Annotated in this window: 17 protein-coding genes and 1 pseudogene; 10 read left to right on the forward strand and 8 right to left on the reverse strand. The window is 71.3% G+C overall.

The window, feature by feature from the left end; all coding sequences use genetic code 11:
- Positions 1-23 precede the first annotated feature (23 nt).
- The 7 genes from JL106_RS09085 to JL106_RS09115 all read left to right on the forward strand — a co-directional run bounded on the left by JL106_RS09085 (position 24) and on the right by JL106_RS09115 (position 6,870).
- Positions 24-1,100, forward strand: coding sequence for a sugar ABC transporter substrate-binding protein (locus JL106_RS09085; protein WP_205260361.1), 1,077 nt, complete (start codon positions 24-26; stop codon positions 1,098-1,100).
- Positions 1,101-1,263: 163 nt separating this feature from the next.
- Complete coding sequence (locus JL106_RS09090) at positions 1,264-2,286, forward strand: zinc-dependent alcohol dehydrogenase family protein (RefSeq protein WP_205260362.1); 1,023 nt, start codon at positions 1,264-1,266, stop codon at positions 2,284-2,286.
- A gap of 17 nt (positions 2,287-2,303) precedes the next feature.
- On the forward strand, positions 2,304-3,389 hold the full coding sequence (locus JL106_RS09095) for a zinc-dependent alcohol dehydrogenase (protein WP_205260363.1): 1,086 nt from the start codon (positions 2,304-2,306) through the stop codon (positions 3,387-3,389).
- 59 nt (positions 3,390-3,448) lie between these two features.
- Positions 3,449-4,456: an ABC transporter permease gene (locus tag JL106_RS09100; protein ID WP_205260364.1), complete on the forward strand. Its 1,008-nt coding sequence runs from the start codon at positions 3,449-3,451 to the stop codon at positions 4,454-4,456.
- Positions 4,453-5,244, forward strand: coding sequence for an ATP-binding cassette domain-containing protein (locus tag JL106_RS09105; protein WP_205260365.1), 792 nt, complete (start codon positions 4,453-4,455; stop codon positions 5,242-5,244). The genes JL106_RS09100 and JL106_RS09105 overlap by 4 nt, the downstream gene beginning before the upstream one ends.
- Positions 5,245-5,293: 49 nt before the next feature.
- Positions 5,294-6,163 carry a sugar phosphate isomerase/epimerase family protein gene (locus JL106_RS09110; RefSeq protein WP_205260366.1) on the forward strand — a complete coding sequence of 290 codons (870 nt, stop codon included), beginning with the start codon at positions 5,294-5,296 and terminating at the stop codon, positions 6,161-6,163.
- Positions 6,160-6,870, forward strand: a complete 711-nt coding sequence (locus JL106_RS09115; RefSeq protein WP_205260367.1) for a nucleoside/nucleotide kinase family protein — start codon at positions 6,160-6,162, stop codon at positions 6,868-6,870. The genes JL106_RS09110 and JL106_RS09115 overlap by 4 nt, the downstream gene beginning before the upstream one ends.
- A 98-nt stretch (positions 6,871-6,968) precedes the next feature.
- On the opposite strand, the pseudogene JL106_RS22490 reads toward JL106_RS09115, so the two are convergent.
- The 4 genes and pseudogenes from JL106_RS22490 to JL106_RS09130 all read right to left on the reverse strand — a co-directional run.
- A pseudogene (locus tag JL106_RS22490) lies at positions 6,969-7,166 on the reverse strand (hypothetical protein); the annotation flags it as partial.
- Positions 7,167-7,381: 215 nt separating this feature from the next.
- Positions 7,382-8,374, reverse strand: a complete 993-nt coding sequence (locus JL106_RS09120; protein ID WP_205260368.1) for a 3-hydroxyacyl-CoA dehydrogenase — start codon at positions 8,372-8,374, stop codon at positions 7,382-7,384.
- Positions 8,371-9,642, reverse strand: coding sequence for an iron-containing alcohol dehydrogenase (locus JL106_RS09125; RefSeq protein WP_205260369.1), 1,272 nt, complete (start codon positions 9,640-9,642; stop codon positions 8,371-8,373). The genes JL106_RS09120 and JL106_RS09125 overlap by 4 nt, the downstream gene beginning before the upstream one ends.
- Entirely contained in the window at positions 9,639-11,132 is a 1,494-nt protein-coding gene (locus JL106_RS09130) for an NAD-dependent succinate-semialdehyde dehydrogenase (protein WP_205260370.1), read from the reverse strand. The genes JL106_RS09125 and JL106_RS09130 overlap by 4 nt, the downstream gene beginning before the upstream one ends.
- A 149-nt stretch (positions 11,133-11,281) precedes the next feature.
- On the opposite strand from JL106_RS09130, the gene JL106_RS09135 reads away from it, so the two are divergent.
- Positions 11,282-12,001: a GntR family transcriptional regulator gene (locus JL106_RS09135; protein ID WP_205260371.1), complete on the forward strand. Its 720-nt coding sequence runs from the start codon at positions 11,282-11,284 to the stop codon at positions 11,999-12,001.
- Positions 12,002-12,126: 125 nt separating this feature from the next.
- Positions 12,127-13,827 carry a sigma-54-dependent Fis family transcriptional regulator gene (locus JL106_RS21995; RefSeq protein WP_205260372.1) on the forward strand — a complete coding sequence of 567 codons (1,701 nt, stop codon included), beginning with the start codon at positions 12,127-12,129 and terminating at the stop codon, positions 13,825-13,827.
- 36 nt (positions 13,828-13,863) lie between these two features.
- Here the strand turns inward: JL106_RS21995 and JL106_RS09145 are convergent, their stop codons facing one another.
- The 4 genes from JL106_RS09145 to JL106_RS09160 all read right to left on the reverse strand — a co-directional run bounded on the left by JL106_RS09145 (position 13,864) and on the right by JL106_RS09160 (position 19,448).
- The gene (locus tag JL106_RS09145; RefSeq protein ID WP_205260373.1) at positions 13,864-14,895 is read right to left on the reverse strand and encodes an ABC transporter permease; all 1,032 of its coding nucleotides are present in this window, start codon (positions 14,893-14,895) and stop codon (positions 13,864-13,866) included.
- Positions 14,892-17,468 (reverse strand): ATP-binding cassette domain-containing protein, encoded by a 2,577-nt coding sequence (locus tag JL106_RS09150; protein WP_205260374.1) that lies wholly within the window; start codon positions 17,466-17,468, stop codon positions 14,892-14,894. The genes JL106_RS09145 and JL106_RS09150 overlap by 4 nt, the downstream gene beginning before the upstream one ends.
- A gap of 11 nt (positions 17,469-17,479) precedes the next feature.
- Entirely contained in the window at positions 17,480-18,202 is a 723-nt protein-coding gene (locus tag JL106_RS09155) for an SDR family NAD(P)-dependent oxidoreductase (protein WP_205260375.1), read from the reverse strand.
- Positions 18,203-18,269: 67 nt separating this feature from the next.
- A complete protein-coding gene (locus JL106_RS09160) occupies positions 18,270-19,448 on the reverse strand; it encodes a substrate-binding domain-containing protein (RefSeq protein WP_205260376.1) in 1,179 nt (392 codons plus the stop codon).
- 236 nt (positions 19,449-19,684) lie between these two features.
- On the opposite strand from JL106_RS09160, the gene JL106_RS09165 reads away from it, so the two are divergent.
- Entirely contained in the window at positions 19,685-20,602 is a 918-nt protein-coding gene (locus JL106_RS09165) for an alpha/beta hydrolase fold domain-containing protein (RefSeq protein ID WP_205260377.1), read from the forward strand.
- Positions 20,603-20,623: the final 21 nt, after the last annotated feature.

A 20,623-nucleotide genomic window follows, 5' to 3' on the forward strand; every position in this document is an offset into this window, starting at 1 on the left:
CTGCAGACAAAAAGGGAGGCGCAATGTTGCGTAGGAACGTTCGTCGTACCGCTGTGGCCATCCTGGCCATGGCGCCCGTGCTGGTGATCACCGCGTGTGGCGATGACTCCAGCTCGTCCGACACCACGACGACAGCCGGGAGCTCCACCGCCGCCAGCAGCGGCGACGCCGGCGGGGCCTCGGGCCAGCCGATCGCGGCCGTCATCAAGGGTCTGGACAACCTGTTCTTCCAGACCATGCAGCAGGGCATCGAGGCCGGCGCGGACGCCGCCGGCGTGACCGTGGAGATCCAGGCCGCCCAGTCCATCACCGACACCACCGGCCAGGCCGAACGTCTCGCGGCGCTGGCGCAGCAGGACTTCGGCTGCTTCATCGTCAACCCGATCACCGGCAACAACCTGGTCCAGGGGCTGGCGCAGATCGCGCAGAAGGACGTGCCGGTGGTCAACATCGACCGGCCGATCGACGCGGACGCGGCCGAGGCGGCCGGCGTGGACATCGCCACCTACATCGGCACCGACAACGTCGAGGCGGCGGAGCTGGCCGGCCAGCGCATGGTCGAGCAGCTCGGCGGCACCGGCCAGGTCGCCATCATCGGCGGCGTCGCCGGCGACGTGACCAGCAACGACCGGGTCACCGGCTTCACCAACGCCGCGCAGGACTCGCTCGAGCTGCTGCCGGTCATCGCCGCCGACTGGAACCGTCAGCAGGCGCTGACCACCGCGACCGACCTGATGACCGCCAACCCGGATCTCAAGGGCATCTTCGCGGCCAACGACGACATGGCGCTGGGCGCCGCCCGCGCCGTGGCCAACGCCGGCAAGACCGACCAGATCACGGTCATCGGGCTGGACGGCAACGAGGACGCGCTGCAGGCCGTGCAGGCCGGCGAGCTCGACGCCACCGTGGCGCAGTACCCGTACGCCGTCGGTGAGCTCGGTGTGCAGGCGTGCGAGGCCGCACTCGCCGGGCAGACCCTGCCGGAGAACGTCAAGGCGCCGGTCGCCCTGATCACCTCCGACAACGTCTCGACCGCCCTGGAGAACTTCCCGCAGCCGGTCGAGGAGTACGACAACCCGCTCGAGACCACCGGCAGCTGAGCCGGTTCCCGCCGGGGCCCGCCCGTCGACCAGCGGTCGACGCGGGGGCCCCGGGGTCTGCACGTTCCCACCGCTGACGCCGCGCCACGGGATCCCCGCCGCCACGAACGGCGGTCGGTCCACCCCGACGGTCCGGTCCCCACACCAAGGAGTTCGACGCCTCATGCGAGCGGTTGTCTACGCCGGTCCCCGCGACTGGTCCGTCACCGAGATCCCCACGCCCGTCCCCGCCCCCAACGAGGTGCTGATCAAGGTCCGCGAGACCGGGGTGTGCGGTACCGATCTGCACATCCACGAGGGCGGTTTCTACGCCGAGTTCCCGCTGATCCCGGGGCACGAGGTGGTCGGAGAGGTCGCCGAGCTCGGCGCGGACGTGCCCGCCGGCCTCAAGCTCGGTGAGGCCGTCACCGTGAACCCGAACGCCCCGTGCGGGGTGTGCGAGTACTGCCAGGCCGGGCAGCGGCTGGTCTGTCCGAACCTCAAGGGCGTCGGCACCAACTACCCCGGCACCTTCGCCGAGTACCTGGCCGTGCCGCACTGGTTCGTCTACTCCACCGAGGGCATCCCGGACGAGGTCGCGGTGTTCACCGAGCCGATGTCGTGCGCCGTGCACGGTGCCGACGTGCTCGACATCCGACCGGGCAGCACCGCGCTGGTGTTCGGCGCCGGTCCGACCGGCCTCCTGCTGGCCCAGCTGCTGCAGCACTCCGGCGCCTCGCACGTGACCGTGGCGGCCTCCTCGCAGTTCAAGCTGGACCGGGCCGAGGAGCTCGGCGTCGACGCCACCCTGCTCATGGACCGGGCCGACCTGGCCGGCAGCGTCGAGCGGCTCCGTGAGGTGTCCGGCGGCGGCTTCGATGTCGTCGTCGAGGCGACGGGTGCGCTCGACGTGGCCGAGGCGTGCGTGCCGCTGACCCGCAACGGCGGTCAGGTGATGATCTACGGCGTCACCGACGCCGACGACCGCATCTCGATCAGCCCGTACGACGTCTTCCGCCGCGAGATCACCATCAAGGGCTCGTTCGCCCAGGTCGACGACTTCCCGGGCGCGGTGGCCGCCCTGCGCAACGGGCGGGTCAAGACCGACGGGCTGGTCACCCACCGGTTCCCGCTCGAGGACTACGGCAAGGCGCTGGAGGCGCTGCAGCAGGACCGCACCGTGCACAAGATCGTGCTGGTGCCGTGAGTCCCGCGGCTGGTCCGGTGACGGCGACCTGGGTGCACGCCCGACCCGAGGGGCTGGTGCTGGAGACCGGTGAGGTGCCCGAGCCGAAGCCGGGGGAGGCACTGATCCGCAGCGTCTACGTCGGCATCTGCGGTTCGGACATGCACGCGGTCGCCGGGCACCATCCGTTCGTGCCGTTGCCGTACCGGCCCGGCCACGAGGTGGTGGCGGTGGTGGAGGCCCTCGGCGGCGACGCCACCGCGGCCACCGCAGCCGGCGCGGCGGGCGGCATCGGTCCGGCCACCGTCTCGGTCGGCGACCGCGTGGTGGTCGAACCGCCGCTGGTCTGCGGCGAGTGCAAGCACTGCGAGGCGGGGCGCACCAACCTGTGCGAGCGGCTGGACTTCTTCGGCTGCGGCAACTCCCAGGGCGGCATGGGCGAGCGGTCCGTGGTCCGGGCCGACCGGCTGCACGTGCTGCCGGACGAGCTCACCGATCTGCAGGCCTCGCTCATCGAGCCGCTGGCCACTCCGGTGCACGCGATCCGGCTGGCCGGTGGGCACGCGGCCGGCGAGGGCGAACCCGATCTGTCCGGACGGTCGGTGGTCATCATCGGCGCCGGCACCATCGGCCTGCTGGTGCTGGCCGCGGCCCGCTGGTCGGGTGCCGAACGGATCGTCGTCACCGACGTGCTGCCCGCCAAGCGGGAGCGGGCGTTGCAGCTGGGCGCGGACGCGGTGGTCGACGCGGCCGCCCCGGACGTGGTCGAGCAGGTCCGGGCCGCGCTCGGTGAGAGTGCCGACGTGGTCTTCGACTGCGTGTCGGTGCAGGGGACGGTCGACCAGGCCGTCCGCATGGTGCTCAAGGGCGGCACGGTGGTGATCGTGGGGGTTCCGGTCGGGCCGGTGACGGTCGACCTGCCCACGATCCAGGACCTCCAGGTCCGCATCCAGGGCACCATCACGTACGTGTCGCGCGACTACGCCACTGCCGCCCGCATCATCGCCGAGGGTGGCGCGCGACCCGAGGATCTGGTGACCCTGGTGGCGCCGCTCGACGAGGTCGAGCAGGCGTTCGCCGCCGCCCGCAGCGGTGAGCACGTGAAAGTGCTGCTGGCGCCATGACCCGGCCGGCCGACCCACTGACGCGGCCACCGCAATCCCATCCCACAGGAGCGCAGAGCATGTCCCCGACGACTTCCGAGCAGACGGCGGAGCCCGCCGCCTCCGGTGCCGCGCCCGTCGAGCGGCAGAGTGTGTCCCAGCGTCTGGCCAGCTTCACCGGGTGGTCCGAATGGGCCGCCCCGATCGGCCTGCTCGTGCTGGTCATCGTCTTCCAGATCCTGAACTCGACGTTCCTGTCCCTGGGGAACATCGAGGCGATGCTGGCCGCGGCGGCGATCCTGATCCTGCTGTCGGTCGGGCAGACCTTCGTGGTCGCCACCGGCGGCATCGACCTGTCCATCGCCTCGACCATGACGCTCAGCGCGGTCATGTTCGGCGTCGGCTACGGCGCCGACTGGAGCATCTTCCTGTGCTGCCTGCTCGCGGTGGTCACCGGCTCGCTGTTCGGGCTGCTGCAGGGCGTCATCATCGGCCGCGGCAAGATCACCGACTTCATCGTCACCCTCGGCGGGCTCTCGGTGGCCTCGGGCCTGGCCCTGGTCATCTCGGACGGTCAGCCGGTCACGGTGATCAGCCGTTTCATGCTGCGACTCTCGACCGACGGCATCGGCATCATCGGCTGGCCGGTCATCGTCGCGCTGGTGGTGGCGCTGATCTTCCACGGCGTGCTGTTCCACACGCGGTTCGGTACCCACGTGCTGGCCGCCGGCGGGTCCGAGGACGCCGCCCGCGCGACCGGCATCTCCATCGCCCGGATCAAGACCGCGGTCTACACGGTGGCCGGCATCATGGCCGGCCTGGCCGCGATCCTGCTGGTCGCCCGGGTCGGCGCCGCCGAACCGGCCGCGAACACGCAGTTCCTGCTGAACTCGGTGGCCGCCGTCGTACTCGGCGGGGTCAGTCTGGTCGGCGGTCGGGCCACCATCTGGAGCCCGGTGTGCGGCGCGCTGCTGCTCACCGCGCTCACCAACGGCCTGACCCTGCTCGGCGTCTCGCAGTACTACCAGCCCATCGCGGTCGGCGGCGTCGTCGTCCTGGCCGCCCTCCTGGCGAGGTTCCAGAAGTGACCACTCCGCTGACCAAGCAGTCCACCGAGTCCGGCTCCCGCGCGGTCGAGCCGCTGCTGAAGGTGCAGGACGTCTCGCTGTCCTTCGGCAGCGTCAGGGCCTTGCGCAACGTCGACCTGCAGCTGATGCCGGGGGAGATCACCGCCATCGTCGGTGACAACGGCGCCGGCAAGTCGACCCTGGTCCGCTGCATGAGCGGCATCCACCGGCCCAGTTCCGGCACCATCGTCTTCGACGGCGCCCCGATCGACTTCCGCTCGCCCGAGGACGCCCGCGAGGCCGGGATCGAGACCGTGCACCAGAACCTGGCGCTGGTCGAGGATCTGACCGTCTGGCAGAACCTGTTCCTGAACCGGGAGCTGGTCACCAAGCTCGGGCCGGTCGGCATCCTGAACCGGCGCAAGATGAAGTCCGAGGCCGAGCGGATGGTTTCCACGCTGGCCGTGAACGTGCCCGCAGTGACCTCCCGGGTGCGCCGGCTCTCCGGCGGGCAGCGGCAGGCGGTGTCCATCTGCCGGGCCGCCGGGTTCAGCTCCAAGCTGGTGATCATGGACGAGCCGACCGCGGCGTTGGGCGTGCAGGAGACCGCCCGCGTCGAGGAGCTCATCCAGCGGTTGCGCAGCGAGGGCCACGCCATCCTCATCATCAGCCACAACTTCGCCCAGGTCATGCGCCTGTCGGACCAGGTGTGGGTGATGCGCGCCGGGCGCTGCGTCGCCGGCCGCCGCACCGCGCAGACCACCGGCGAGGAGATCGTCGCGCTCATCACCGGGGCCCAGGCCGCCTGAGCCGCCTACCCGCACCCCGCCTCTCGACGTTTCCCGGAAGGAACCACCCATGAGCACCAATCCCCTGGGCGTGCACGCGCTCGTCTGGGTCGGCGACACCTCGCCGGAGTCGGTCAGCACCGCGGTCCGCCAGACCAAGGCGGCCGGTTACGACCTGCTCGAGTTCTCGCTGCACGACAGCATCAACCTGGACGTCGACGCGGCGGCCAAGGAGCTGGCCGACGCCGGCCTGTCCGTGGCCTGCTCCCGCGGGCTGGCCTTCGACGCCGACGTCTCCAGCGACGACCCGGCCGTCGTCGAGCGCGGCGAGGGGCTGCTGCACGAGTCGCTGGTGCTGACCCACAAGCTCGGCGGCACGCACCTGACCGGCGCGCTGTACTCGGCGCTCGGCAAGTACCCGGCGCCGCTGTCCACCGCCGGCCGGGCCAACGTGGTGCGGGTCCTGCAGGGTCTGGCCGCCGAGGCCGCCGGGCTGGGCATGACGCTCGGCCTGGAGGTCTGCAACCGGTACGAGACCAACGTGGTGAACACCGCCGCGCAGGCGCTGCGGCTGGCCGACGACATCGGCGCCGACAACGTGACCATCCACCTCGACACGTACCACATGAACATCGAGGAGGACGACTTCGTCCGACCGGTGAAGCTGGTCGGCGACCGGCTGGGCTACGTGCACATCGGCGAGAACCACCGCGGCTACCTGGGTTCCGGGCACCTGGCCTTCGCCTCGTTCTGGCACGCGCTGGCCGACGTGGAGTACACCGGCCCGATCACCTTCGAGTCGTTCTCCTCGTCGGTGGTGGCTCGCGGCTTGTCCAACGACCTGGCCGTGTGGCGCGACCTGTGGGACGACGGCTTCGACCTGGCCACCCACGCCCGCGCGTTCATGGAGAACGGGTTGGCCGCGGCCGGCCGGCGATGACCGGCATCACCCCGGTGGCAGGATCGCTGGTGGACCCGGATCGGCGGGACTCGTTCGCGGATCTGGTGTCCCGCGCCCGGGCGCTCGCCGGTGCTGGTGGCCCGGCACTGCTGGGCATCACCGGGGCGCCGGGGGCGGGCAAGACCACGCTGGCCGTCGCCCTGGTCGCGGCGCTGGCCGCCGACCCGCCGGCGGGGGAGCCGTCCGACTGGGTGGTGCACGTCCCGATGGACGGGTTCCACCTGGCCGACATCGAACTGCGGCGGCTGGACCGGCTGGGTCGCAAAGGCGCGCCCGACACCTTCGACGCGGCCGGGTACGCCGCGCTGCTGCGTCGGCTGCGCACCCCGATCACCGACGAGACGGTGTACGCGCCGGCCTTCGACCGGGAGATCGAGCAGCCGGTGGCCGGGTCGATCCCGGTCGGCCCGCAGTGCCGGCTGGTCATCACCGAGGGCAACTACCTGCTGGTGGACGAGGAGCCGTGGCGCCGGGTCCGGCGGGAGCTGGACGCCGTCTGGTACTGCACCGAGGACGACGAGTTGCGCAGGGACCGATTGGTGCAGCGGCATATCCAGTTCGGCAAGGAGCCCGAGGCGGCGGTGGCCTGGGTGACCGGCACCGACGAACGCAACGCCGAGCTGGTCGCGTCCACCGCGACGCGCGCCGATCTCATCGTGACCAGCCGGGACGTGCCGACCGTCTGAGTTGGGCACCGAAATGACGACCGGGCTGGCCGTGGCAGCAGCCGCGGCCGGCCCGGTGTCGTTGCGGCTCTGCGGGTATCGCGGCGGCTGTGCCGGAATCACTCGGCGCAGCCAGACCCGCCGAGCCCGCGCTCAGCCCCGCGGCGCCCCCGGCACCGAGCGCGACACAGCAGCCCGTCGACCTCGTCGAGGAACGTCTTGGCCACCGGGGCCCGATCGGTCAGGCAGCCGGCGGTCATGGCCCCGTCGCGGAGCATGACGAAGTGCCGGGAGGCCGGTTCGGCGAGGCGGTCGCCCGCCCCGTGTCAGGACGTCGCGAACCGGGTCAGCACCGGATGTCCCGGCCTGCACCGAGGAGTGGCCTCGCCCGACCGGCACCCCGGCGCCGCGCGGGTGTCCGTCGTGATGGCGCTTCGATCGAAGACGGACTCCGTCTTCGATCTCACCCCGCAGGGCGCACGGATCTGCAAGCCGTTCGGCTGCACCATGGAAGCCCCCGATGGCAAGCCGATCAGCGGTCGGCGATCGGTGCCCCGGTGGGCGCCTCGTCGGCCCGAGCGTCGAGCGCGGCGTTCCACAGCGGTGTGTGGGCGAGCAGCTGGGCGTCCCGCCACGCCACCCGGTCTGACCAGTCCTCGAGCGGCAGGGTGGTCCGGCGCTGAGCGGTCACCTCCGCGACCAGGTCGGCCGTCCAGGGATCGTGCTGACCGCGCTCGGCGCCCATCCGCTCGTACGCCGGCCCCATCTTCAGCGCATGACTGGCGATGCCGCCCTGGGTGTTCAGGTCGACGCCCTCGAACGGGCCGATGATGCTCCACCGGCGGCCGAGCCCCAGTCGCACCACGTCGTCGATGTCCTGCACGGTGGCGACGCCGTCGCGGACCAGGCAGTACGCCTCACGCAACACGGCTCCCTGCAGGCGGTTGAACAGGAACCCCTCGACCTCCCGCCGCACGGTGACCGGGCGCAGACCCGTCTGGCTGAACACCGATCGCGCCAGGTCGAGCACCTGCGGCGCGGTGCGGGCGGACGGCACCAGCTCGATCACCGGCAGCAGGAACGGCGGATTGGCCGGATGGGCCACGAGCACCCGGGCCGCCACCTCCGGCGGCAACGGTTCGGCGATCCGTCCAGGGGCGATGGCCGAACTCGAGCTGCACAGCAGGGCGTCGGTCGGTGCGACGCGGGCCAGTTCACCGAAGATCTCGCGCTTGACGGTCAGTTGCTCCGGCCCGCACTCGAGGGCGACGGCGGCGCCGGTGGCGGCCGCGGACACGTCCGGCACGGCCGTCACCCTCGCCGCGGCCACGGACGGGTGGTCGTGCATCAGCCCGGCGCCGTGCAACATCCGGAGTCGGTCGCCGACGCTCTCAGGCACCCGGGCCCGGACCCGTTCGTCGGGATCGGTGATCCGGACCGACCACCCCGTCGCCGCGAAGACGACGGCGAAGGCGACCCCGATGGAACCGGCGCCGATCACGGCCACCGACTGTCCGTCGCTCATCCCCACCACGACCGGTCGCCGGCGTGACCGTGCTCCAGGATGGCCATGATCGCCTCGCGGGTCAGCGGACGTGGATTGTTGGCGGTGAGCCGAGTGGCCAGCAGGGCCTGGTCCGCCACGAAGCCGAACTGCTCGACCGGCAGGCCCAGCGACGCCAGATCCAACGGGGCTCCGATCGTCTCGAGCAGCGCCTCGATGCCGAGGATCCCGCTCCGGGCCTGGTCCTGCTCGTCCTGGCCGGCGACTGCGACCCCCAGGATGTCGGCGATCTCGGCGAACTCCGGGACCCGGGACGGCAGGTTGTAGCGCATGACCGCCGGCAGCAGGGCGGACACCCCGAAGCCGTGGGGGGTGTGAGTCAGCGCGCCGATGGGCGACTGGATGGCGTGCGCGCCTGCCGTCCCGGCGGTGTTGATCGCCATGCCGGCGCAGTACGCCGCGAGCATCACCTCGGACCGCGCGGACAGGTCCTGCGGATCGGCGGCGAGCCGGGGCAACGACCGGCTCATCAGGAGCAGACCGTGCCGGGCGAACAGATCGGTCAACAGGTTCTTGCCCGCGTACAGCGTCCCGGCCAGCGCGTCCGCCGTCGGGTTCTTGGCCCGCCCGGTGAACGACTCGACCAGGTGGGACAGCGCGTCGGCTGCGGTTGCCGCGGTCAGCCCGGGCGGACAGCTCAGGGTGAACTCCGGGTCGATCACGGTGATCCGGGCCTGCAGGTGCGGGCTGGCCACACCGACCTTCATCCCCTTGTCCTCGTCGAACAGCACGGAGATGCAGGTGACCTCGGCGCCGGTCCCGCCGGTCGTCGGCACGGTGATGATCGGCAGACCCGGTCCGGGGACCCGGAACTCGCCGTGGAACTCCCGAACATCGGCGCTCGACGGCAGCACCACGGCCGCCACCTTGGCCAGGTCCATGCAGGAGCCGCCGCCCAATCCGACCACGGCCCCGATGCCCTGCCCGGCGAACCGGTCGACCAGGGCTGCGACGTCACGCTCGGGGAGCTCGGGTTCGGTCTCGCCGAACACCGACACCCGGACGCCGACGGCGTCCAGGCCGCTGACCATCTCGGTGAACTCCGCGCTGGCCGCCATCCGGGCGTCAGTGACGACGAGGACGTGGCGGGCGATCTCGGCGACCAGGCGGGGCAGCTGCCGGCGCTGACCCGGCCCGAACAGCACGGTCGCCGGCTGCCGCAGCAGGCCCAGCGCCAGGACGTTGACCGAGCGGTCCGCGGTGGGCAGGACGGTGCTGGACAGGGTCACGACAGGGCCTTCCGGTCATCGACGGTGATGGCGAGGTACTTGGGCTCGAGGAACTCGTAGATGCCGTGGTGTCCGCCCTCACGGCCCAGCCCGCTCGCCTTGACCCCACCGAACGGCGCCGCGGGGTCCGCCATGATGCCGCGGTTGATCCCGACCATGCCGAAGTCCAGCTGCTCGGCGACGGTGAGGGCCCGGGAGATGTCCGAGGTGAACACGTACGCGGCCAGGCCGTAGCGGGTGGAGTTCGCGTACTCGATGGCCTCTCGGGCCGACGCCACCCGGTACAGCGCGGCGATCGGAGCGAACAGCTCGCGGTGGCAGATCGGGTTGTCCCGGTCCTTGACCGCGAAGACCGTGGGCTCGAAGAAGTACCCGTCGCCGGGGATCTCGTGTCCGCCGGTGAGCAGTTCGGCGTCGATCTGGCCGAACTCCTTGACCAGGCCGGAGACGGCGTCCCGCTGGCGGGCGGAGATGATCGGCCCGATGTCGGTCGTCTCGTCGAAGCCGTTGCCCACCTTCAGCGCCCGGGTGAGTGCCACGAACCGCTCCGTGAAGGCGTCGGCCACCGACTCGTGCACGATGATCCGGTTGGCCGCCACGCAGGCCTGGCCGGCGTTGCGGAACTTGCAGATCACCGCCTGCTCGGCGGCCAGCTCGAGGTCGGCGTCGTCCAGCACGATCAGCGGGCCGTCGCCGCCCAGCTCCATCGCGGCATTCACGATGCCGGGTGCGGCCTGACTGAGCAGGCGGGCGCCGACCTCGGTGGATCCGGTGAAACTCACCTTGCGCAGGCGATCGTCGGCCATGACCGCCGCGGACAGCGGCGCTGACCGGGTGGTGTGCACGAGATTGACCACTCCGTCCGGGAACCCGGCGTCGACGAGGGCCTGGACGAACAGCGCGCAGGTCAGCGGAGTCTCCTGGGCCGTCTTCACCACCACGGTGCACCCGGCGGCCAGAGCGGCCCCGGCCTTGCGGGCGATCATCAGCAGCGGGAAGTTCCAGGGAGTGATGAGCAGGGCCGGCCCCACCGGCTGGTGGGTGCTGACGACGCGGTACCCCCCGCGCGAGCCCTCGGCGAAGGTGCCGTGCAGATGGGCGATCTGTTCGGTGTACCACTGGAAGAAGTCCATGCTCAGCGAGAACTCGGCCCGGGCCTCGGCCAGCGGCTTGCCGCTCTCGGCGGTCATCACCGCCGCGATGCTCTCGGCCCGGGAGCGCAGGATCGAGTCCGCGCGGGCGAAGAGATCGGCGCGCCGACGGGGGGCGACCGCCCGCCACTCGGCTTGGGCGGCCACGGCCGCGTCCAGGGCCTGCAGGGCGTGCTGCGGCGTTCCGTCCGCGACCTCTCCGAGCACCGCACCGGTCGCGGGGTCCCGCACCGGGAAGACCGCGTCGGTCTCGACCCAGCGGCCGTCGATGAACAGCGCAGTCGGCACCTCGTGGTCGCGGACCCGCACCGAGCGGGACTGTGCCGTGGCACTGGTCATGTCGATCCTCCCTGATCGCCTGGTCGGCCCTTCCGGACCGATTTACGTACTACCGTATGATGGCTCGTGACCCGATCGGGTCGGGTGCGTCGAATTGAGACACCCGCCGGGCGTGGGCTCATCGATCGAGACAGCGGGGGCACGGACGGATGAACCAGATCAACAGGGTCGCCGCACCGTTGCGACAGCAGGTGCTGGCCTCGCTGCGCGAGGACATCCTCTCCGGCGAGTACCCGCCCGGCGCCCGGCTGCGCGAGGTGGAGCTGTGCGGGCGGTACGCGGTGTCCCGCACCGTCATCCGCGAGGCGCTGCGACAGCTGGAGTCCGAGAGTCTGATCCGCATGATCGCCGGGCGTGGCCCCGAGGTGGCCGTGCTGAGCAAGCACGAGATCGTCGCGCTGTACGAGGTCCGCGCCGTGCTCGAGGGACTGGCCGGAGAGCTGTTCGCGCGCAATGCTTCTGATGACCAAGCCATGCAGCTGCGCCGGCATGTGCAGGTGATGGAGGAGACCTACGTCCGGGGTGATTTGACCTCGCGCGAGGCGACCAAGGCCGAGTTCTACCGCCTGCTGCTGCTCGGTGGCGACAACGAGGTGCTGTCCGCTTCGCTGGCCGGTATCCACGGCCGCATCGGCATGTTCCGGCGGTACGCCTTCGTCGACGACGCGCGGGTCGAGCGGTCCATGGAGGAGGTGCGGATCATCACCCATGCCGCCGCCCTGGCGCGCGACCCTGAGGCCGCCCGGTCCGCGTGCGTGCACCACATCCGGCTGGCCGGGCGACTGGCGGTGCTCGAGTACGAGCGCCGGATCAGTGCGCACGACCCGACGGAGGCGACCGCCGGTCATGGGCTTGCCACCGGATCGTAATACCGTAGTATCGAGAACTCCGGCCAGGGTTCGCCGGGCCACCTTCCGCGTCGAGCCAGGGGAAGTCAATGTCGCCTTTCACGTCGTCGCCTTTCACGTCGTCGCCCGTTCCCACTCGCGGCCCGGTGCCGGAGACCTCCCCACAGGCCGACCTCCCGGATCCGCACGCCGGATCCGGTGCCTGGGCGCGACCCGCCGACCTGCGCAGCTCGTGGGAGCGGTCCCGCTCGGCGCTCGGCGCACCGGAGGCGGTCCGGGACGTCCCCCAGGTCGCGCCGGAGCTGCTGGACGCCAATCTGTTGGAGATGTTCCAGGCCCCGTTGGCCCGGGTGTCCGACAGCCTGGACGGCACCGGACTGGGTCTGCTGCTGGCCGATGCGGACGGCCGGATCCTGCAGCGATGGACGCACGACCGCGCGGCGGCCGCCCACCTCGACCGGGTCGGCACGCAGCGCGGCGCCGTGCTCACCGAGAGCGTGGTCGGGACCAACGGTGTCGGGACCGTCGCCGCCACCGGCCGCAGCGTGCAGATCATCGGTGCCGAGCACTTCGCGGACTTCTACCGCGAGGCTGTGTGCACCGGGGCGCCCGTGCGGCACCCGGTCACCGGACGCCTGGTCGCCGTGGTGACGATGTCGACCGTGGTGTCCGAGCGGACCGACCTGTTGCGCCCGTTGACCCGGTCCATCGTCGCCCAGCTCGAGCAGCACGTCCTGGACGTGGAGCAGCCGTCCGCCCGCTGGATGCTGGCCGAGTTCCTGCGGACGTCGCGACAGCATCACGGGCCCGTCGTCGGATTCGGGCCGGACGGCCTGACCGTGCAGAGCCAACGCGCCGGCCGGTTGACGGCCGCGGACATCGGCCTGCTCCGGCGGGTCTGCGCGGACACCACCCGCTCGGCCGACGTCGTGCTCGAGTTCGCGGCCGGGCCGGCTGCCGTCACCCTCACCCCGCTGCACGGCGGGGGAACGCTGGCGGCGGTGAGCGAACGGCCCCGCACCAGTCGGGTCGCGGTCTCGCCCCGGCCGCCGCTGGCCGGGAGGAACCCCACCCTGCTGGCCGTGGCGACCACCGTGGCCCGGCACCGCGACGCGCGGGAGCCCCTGGTGGTGTGCGGTGAGCGGGGCAGTGGGAAGACCTCGTTGGCGCTGGGCTGTCCGTATCGGGCGCCGAACCAGCACTCCGAGGCGGTCGTCGACGCCGCCGACCGGCACGTCCGGGGCAGCCGAGCGTGGTTGCAGGCGCTGGCCGAGCGGCTGCGGGCCCCCTCGTCGGTGGTCATCCGGGGCGTCGACTCCCTCGACGAGGCGATGCTCGAGGGGATGAAGTCGTTGATCGACGGCGCGCCCGGTCGAGGATCGGTGCTGATGACCGGCTCCTTCGACGATCCGGCCGCAGCGAGTGCGTTCGCCGCGCGGCTGGGCTGGTCCTCGGTGTGGGTGCCGCCGCTGCGTGAACGGCTGGGAGACATCCCGGCGTTGTGGCGCGCGCTGGCCGAGCAGGTGCAGCCGAACGGACCGCTGGTCGCGGACGCGGCCGCCGCGGCCGCCATGGAGAAGTACTCCTGGCCCGGCAATCTGGTGGAGCTGCGGAACGTGGTCACCCAGCTGGTGCTGGCCGGTCGCCGCGGGACCATCGGCGTCGCCGATCTGCCCGCGGGACTGCGTGGCGGGCGCGCGCTGTCGATGATCGAGCGGGCGGAGCTGCAGGCCATCCAACGCGCCCTGCAGGAATCGGGTGGCAACCGCTCGCAGGCTGCGGAGATCCTCGGGCTCTCCCGGGCCACGGTCTACCGGAAGATGAAGGCGTACCAGCTCACCGCGTGAACTGGTACGCCTCCATCGGCGCCGTGCCGCCGTGGTTCACGACGTGGATCGGCCGCGCCATCGCTGCCAGGCGGTCGGCACGACCACCCGCAGCACCACCACCAGGATGAGCACGACCGCTTGGGCGATCAGCTGGGACGAGTCCGGCCATCCCAGTGACCGCAGCAACTGGCCGAGCTGGCTCAGGAACAGGGCCGCGACCGCGGTGGCGGCGATCGAGGCGATGCCGCCGGTGAGCGCGGTGCCACCCAGGACGACCGCCGCGACCGTGGGCAGCAGGTAGCTGTCGCCCAGGAAGAGCGGTGGCGTCTTGGCGTAGCCGGCGAGCAGCAGTCCGGCGGCGCCGTAGCACGCGGCGGCGAAACCATAGGCGGACAGTCGGTATCGGTTCACCCGGATCCCGATGGCGGCGGCGGCCCGCTCGCTCACCCCGATCTGCGTGAGCCGATGGCCGATGATCGAACGGCTGGCCACCACCGCGGCGACGGCGATCACCACGACTGCCACGATGACCGTGTTGGGAACGCCGAGGGTGCGATCCAGCGTGAAGCGGTTCAGCCCGTCGGCGGCGCCGGACGGGGTGCCGTCGGACACCGCGAAGACCGTGCCCAGCAGGACGGCGTTCATGCCCAGGGTGGCGACCAGCGGGGTGATGCCGAAGACCGCGACGAGCACCCCGTTCAGCAGCCCGAACAGCGCCGGGACGAGCACGGCGAGGACGACGGCCGGGACCACGCCGACGCCGTACTGCTGCGGGAGGGCGGTGACCAGCACCGCGCCCAGGGCCATCATGCCGGGCACCGACAGGTCGAGCCCGCGTTGCTGCACCACCAGCGTCTGCCCGGCCGCGGCGATCGCCAGCACGGCGGCGAACGGCAGCATCGACAGCACCGACGCCGACCCGAGACTGCCCGGCGCGATCGCCGGGCTCACCGCGAGCAGTGCCACGGTGGCGACGGTGATCGGCACCCACGAGCCACCGAACAGTCGCGCCACCGTGCGTCCCGCGTGCCCGGCAGCCCGCGGTGGCGCCGCCACCGGCGTGCTGGTCCGTTCGGACGTGCTCATGATCGACCTCCGGGAGCGACGGTGGTGGCCCGCCGACGGCGGGCGGACGGCAGGCCGCCCCGCCGGGCGAGGGCGTACAACAGGGCGGCGGCGAGGGTGACCAGGCCCGGCAGCCAGTACGACCACGCCTGGGACAGACCCAGCAGGGGAGAGACGTTGAGGATCTGCTGGACGAGCAACGCGGCAACGAGCACGGCCAGGAACGACCCGCGGCCACCGAAGATGCTCGTTCCCGCCAGCACGATCACCGTGATCGAGGTCAGCGTGTACGACAGGGCCGGGCGACCGTCGCCGATGCCGATCTGCGCCATCATCACCACGGCGGCCGGCAGCACCAGCAGGGAACCCAGCACGTACGACCCCAGCCGGACGCGACCGGTCCGGATGCCCAGCCGGGCCGCCGCGTCGGCGCGGGAGCCGGTGGCCCGCAACCGGAGTCCCCACCGGGTGCGACGCAACGCCAGTTCCAGGACGAGCAGCACGGCGACGGCCACGACCGTGACCACGGGGACGAACCCGAACCGCGCCTGCACCCATTCCGACACCGTCGGGAAGATGATCCCGCCCGGGGTCGACCGGAGCGCCAGGTAGACGCCCTGCAACGCCATGGACATGCCCAGGGTGGCGACCACCGGGTTCACGTGGAACGCGGTCACCAGCACGCCGTTGATCAGTCCGACCGCGAGCGCTCCACCCAGCATCAGGCCGAGTCCGACCCAGAGGTTGCCACCCTCGACGATCCAGAAGGAGGAGAGCACGACCAGCAGCCCCATGAGCGGGCCGACCGACAGGTCGAACCCGGAGCCGAGCACGACGACCTGCTGCGCCGCCCCGACGAACAGGGCCGGTGCGGCCATGAACAGCAGGTTGTTGAGGTTGAAGGGGGTGAGGTACGCCGGGTTCGTCGCGCTGACCACCAGCCCGAGCAGCAACAGCAGCGCGCCGAGGACCAGCGCGGGAGCGTGATCCCCGCGGATCCATCGGCGGAAGCCGCCGGCCCGGTCCGCGTCGCGCCGATCGCGCAGTTGCGTCGACATCAGGGCCGCCCGGCCGATGGCAGCCTCGGTGACCTCGTCGCCGGTCAGCTCCTCCACGACCCGGCCCCGCGACATGATCAGGACGCGGTCGCACAGTCCCTGCAGTTCGATGCCGTCGGAGGACAGCAGCAGCACCGCGGCGCCGGAATCCGCGGTCTCGCGCAGGATCTGGTAGATGTCCACCCGGGCGCCGGCGTCGACCCCCTGGGTGGGCTCCTCGGCCAGCAGCACTCTCGGTGCGGCCAGCCGGGTCCGGGCCAGCACCACCTTCTGCTGGTTGCCACCGGAGAGCGCCGAGACCATGGTGGACGGACCCGGTGTCTTGATCCCGAGCTGCTCGATCTGCTGACGCGCCCGGGTGAGCACCCGGCGGGTCCCGACGAACCCGGCGCCGGCCACCTCGGGCAGCGTGGCCGCGGAGATGTTCTCGGCCACGTCCAGCGACATGAAGACGCCCTCGGCGTGCCGGTCCGCCGGGATGTACACGATGCCGGAGCGTCGAGCAGCCAGATTGCCGCGTGGGACCGGCTCGCCCTGCACCGACACGGACCCCTCGGCCGGGGCGAGGCCGGCCAGCGCCCGCAGCAACGCCGCCTGGCCGTTGCCCTGGACGCCTGCCAGGCCGACGATCTCGCCGGCGCGCACGGTCAGGTCGACGCCGTGGAAGCCCTCGCCCTGCAACCCCCGGACGACGAGCACCTCGTCGGTCCCCACGGAGCCGATCTCGGATCCCTTGGGCGGGAAGACGGCCTCCAGCTTGCGCCCGATGGCCCGCTCGATGATCTGTGCCTCGTCGACCTCCTCGGTGCTGAAGGTGCCCCGCACCGAGCCGTCGCGCAGCACGGTGATCCGGTCGGAGATCTGCTTGACCTCCGGGATCCGGTGCGAGATGTACACCACCGCCGCGCCACCGGCCACGATCTCCCGGACCCGGGAGAACAGTCGACTGACCTCGTCGAGGTTCAGGTGCTCGGTCGGTTCGTCCAGGATCAGGACGGTCGGTTCCAGCGCCAACGCCTTGGCGATCTCGACGACGAACCGCTGCTCGACGGACAGCTCATCCACCCGGCTGCGCGGGTCGATCGCCATGCCCCACGGATCGAGTCGGGCCTGCGACCAGGCGACGGCCCGGTGGATGCCACCGACCCGGCGGTGTCCGACCCCGATGGCCATGTTCTCGGCCACCGTGAGATCGGGGAGCAGGGCCGGGTCCTGCCGGACGATGGCCAGGCCGAGGTCGCGGGCCTCGTCGGGACTCGCCCCGGTCAGGCGGGTGCCGGCGATCTCCACCGACCCGCCGTCCGGGGCCAGCGCACCGGAGGCGACCGCCATCAGCGTCGACTTGCCGGCACCGTTCTCGCCGACCAGTGCGTGCACCTCGCCGCTGAGCACGGTCAGGTCCACACCGTCCAGCGCTCGCACCCCGGGGAAGCTCTTGTCGATCCCGGTCAGGCGCAGGGCCACCTGCTGCTCGGCGGCTCGCGTCACCACCGTGCCGACCGCGCCCGCGGAGGCCGCCGTCGGCGCTCCGTGCATCACCGGACCGCTCATTGGGCGAGGTACCCCCCGTCGATGACCAGCTCCGAGCCCGTGACGAAGCTCGCCTCGTCGCTGGCCAGGAAGACCACCCCGGCGGCGATCTCCGCCGGACGTCCGGCCCGGCCCATCGGGGTGCGGGAGACCACGAAGTCGTTCACATCCGGATCCTGGGCCTCGGTCAGCGGTGTGTCGATGAATCCCGGATGCACCGAGTTGACGCGGATGTTGTTGCGCGCGTAGGTGATGGCCGCGTTCTTGGACATGTTGCGCACCGCCCCCTTGGTGGCGTGGTAGGCGTGTGCCCCCTCCACCGCGGCGGAACCCCAGATCGACGAGAGGTTGATGATCGATCCGCCGCCGTGACGGAGCATCTGGGGGATCACTGTGCGCATCCCCAGCCAGACTCCGGTCTGGTTCGTCGCGACGACCCTGTTCCAGTCCGCCACGGTCAGCTCGTGCAGCGGTTCGTAGGCGATGATGCCGGCGTTGTTCACCAGCACGTCGATCGATCCGTGCCGGTCCAGGACGGTCGCGCAGACGGTGGCCCAGTCCTCGTCACTCGCGACGTCCAAGCGGTGGTAGTCGATGTCGCTGCCGAACGATCCGTCGGGTTCGCTCCGACTCGTCGCGACGGTCACCGCGCCCTCGGCCTGCAGTGCCTCGGCGATCGCGCGGCCGATGCCCCGACCCGCTCCGGTGACCAGTGCCACCTTGCCTTTCAGACGGTCCATGAATTGCTCCTGCGTGAGGTGGGGAGCCCGGATGTCCGGGGAGTCCGGGAGGTGTGATGGCCGACGGTCACGCGAACAGCTGCTGCAGCTGCTCGACGCTCAGGCCGGACGACAGGATGGCGTCTGCCGGCAGACTCGGCTCGCACTTGGGAGCCTTGGCGGGATCGGTCGAGTCCTCGATGATCTCGAGGTCGTAGGTGGACGGCTCGTCGTTCGGCAGGCCGTTCGCCGCAGCCAGCCCCTTGTGCAGCGCCACGGTCACGATCCAGTTGCGCGAGGACTCCGTGGCGATCTGGTAGCTCGGTTGGGCGTCCTTGTGCTCGTACCACAGGCAGGCGAACTCGTTGGAGTCGTTGGCACTCCACACCGGCAGAGGCTGGCCGGCCGCCTCGAAGGCGCGGATGCCACCCACCGAGCCGCCGCCGTAGTCGGCGACGATGCCGTCGATGGTGCCGTGCCTGGTGATCAGACCGGCCACCACCTGTTGGGTCTTGCCCGGTTCCCAGTCCGTCGACACCGGGCCGTCCTCGTTGAGCAGGGTCACCTCCGGATGCTCCTGCACGGCTTCCACGACACCGTCGAACACGGTCTGGGAGTAGGAGTTCCCGGCGATGCCGCCGAGCATGACCAGGTTGCCCCGACCGCCCATCTGATCGATCGTCCACTCGGCCAGGTTCCTGCCGTAGGTGTGGATGTCCTCGGACACGAAGTCCACGTAGTCGGTGCCGGGGGTGCCTCCAGGGGATCCCACGAACGGGACGACCTTGACACCGGCCGCGGTGGCCTTCTGGATGGTCGGCAGCAGCGCCTCGCCGCCGTCCACGAATGACACGATGACGTCGGCGCCCTGCGCGACCAGCGAGTTGACATCACTGATCGCCTTCTGGGTGTCGCCCTGCGCGTCGGTGTAGAGCACCTCGGTGATGTTCGGGCACTTCGCGGCCTCGGCCTCGAACAGCGCACGGGTGATCTTGCGCCACGAGTTGCCGCCGAAGCCGTCGGCCAGCGCGACGGTCAGCTCCTCGGTACCGCAGAAGGCAGAGATGTCCTGGATCTCCGACTGGGTACCGACGGTGCCGACGGTCACCGATGCGGTCGACGCGGACTGTGTGGCTCCGCCGGCAGCGCCGGTGTCCGCCGCCGGTGTGGTCGCGGTCGTCAGTGCTCCGGTCGAACAGGCGGTCGTGGTGACGGTCAGCGCCAACGCCAGGGCGGCGAGGCGGGACCGGGTGCTCTGGGGTCGCATGTGTCTGCCACCTTCTCCTCGTCGAGATCACCGGTCGTCGTGGTTGTCCAGAACTCCGGTGGTGCCGGGAATTGTCGATCGGGGCAGGCTGGCGTGACCGGCTCACCGTGAGACAGCGGTGCCTCAATCTGAGACACCTGAGGCTCCGGACGGACCGGACGACGGAGGCTGGACCCACGCCGGGCGGCCGCGCAGGGACGTCGGCGGCTGGGGGCATCCGCAACGAGGAGGGCGCCGTGACAGGCACTGGACCGACCGACCTGCTGGGTCGGATGTACGCCGAGTGGACGGAGGAGTTCGTCGCGGCACCGCAGATGTCGCTGCCGGTGATGCGCTGGGTGTTCGAGGACTGGCAGCGGGCGACCGCGGAGCCGGAAGACGTGACCTACCAGAGCTGTTCGGTGGGAGGAGTCCCGGGCATCATGGTGACTCCGCTGGACGCCGATCCGAGCCAGGTGCTCGTCGTCCTGCACGGTGGCGGGTTCGCCCTGGGCTCGGCGGCCAGCCACCGGAAGCTGGCCGGTCACCTCGCCCGCCGGTGCGGCGTGCATGCGTTCGTCGCCGACTTCCGGCGCGCTCCGGAACATCCGTTCCCGGCCCAGATCGACGACGCCGACGCGGTGATGGACGGCCTGCTGGACCGCGGCATCGCACCGCAGGACATCACCCCGGTCGGGGACAGCGCCGGCGCCAGCATCAGCATCGCGACCACCCTCCGACGAGGCGCGCAGGGCAAGGCGCTGCCCGGCCAGGTCATGGTCGTCTCGCCGTGGCTGGACATGCAGAACAGTGGCTCGACGATCGAGACCAACGACGCAACCGACTTCCTCATCGCGCGAGAGGGATTGCAGGGCAACATCGACCGGTACCTGTCGGGCGGCGCGAGTCCCACCGATCCACTGGCCAACCCGTTGTTCGCCGACTTCACCGGCTTCCCTCGGCTGTACGTCACCGCCTCATCGGCGGAGTCCCTCTACGCCGACGCCACCCGATTGGTCGACCTGGCTCGGAAGGCCGGGGTGGACGTCACCTTCGAGCCGGTCGACGGCGAGCAGCACGTCTGGACGTTGCAGGCCGGACAGCACGCCCCCGCCGACGCCTCCATCGAGCAGATGGCGGCCTGGTACCGGCGCGGCCGGACGGCCGGCCGTTGAACCCGAACCCTTCGTCCCGTT

This window comes from Nakamurella leprariae (assembly GCF_016918035.1).
In the GTDB taxonomy this organism is placed as follows: Bacteria; Actinomycetota; Actinomycetes; order Mycobacteriales; family Nakamurellaceae; genus Nakamurella; species Nakamurella leprariae.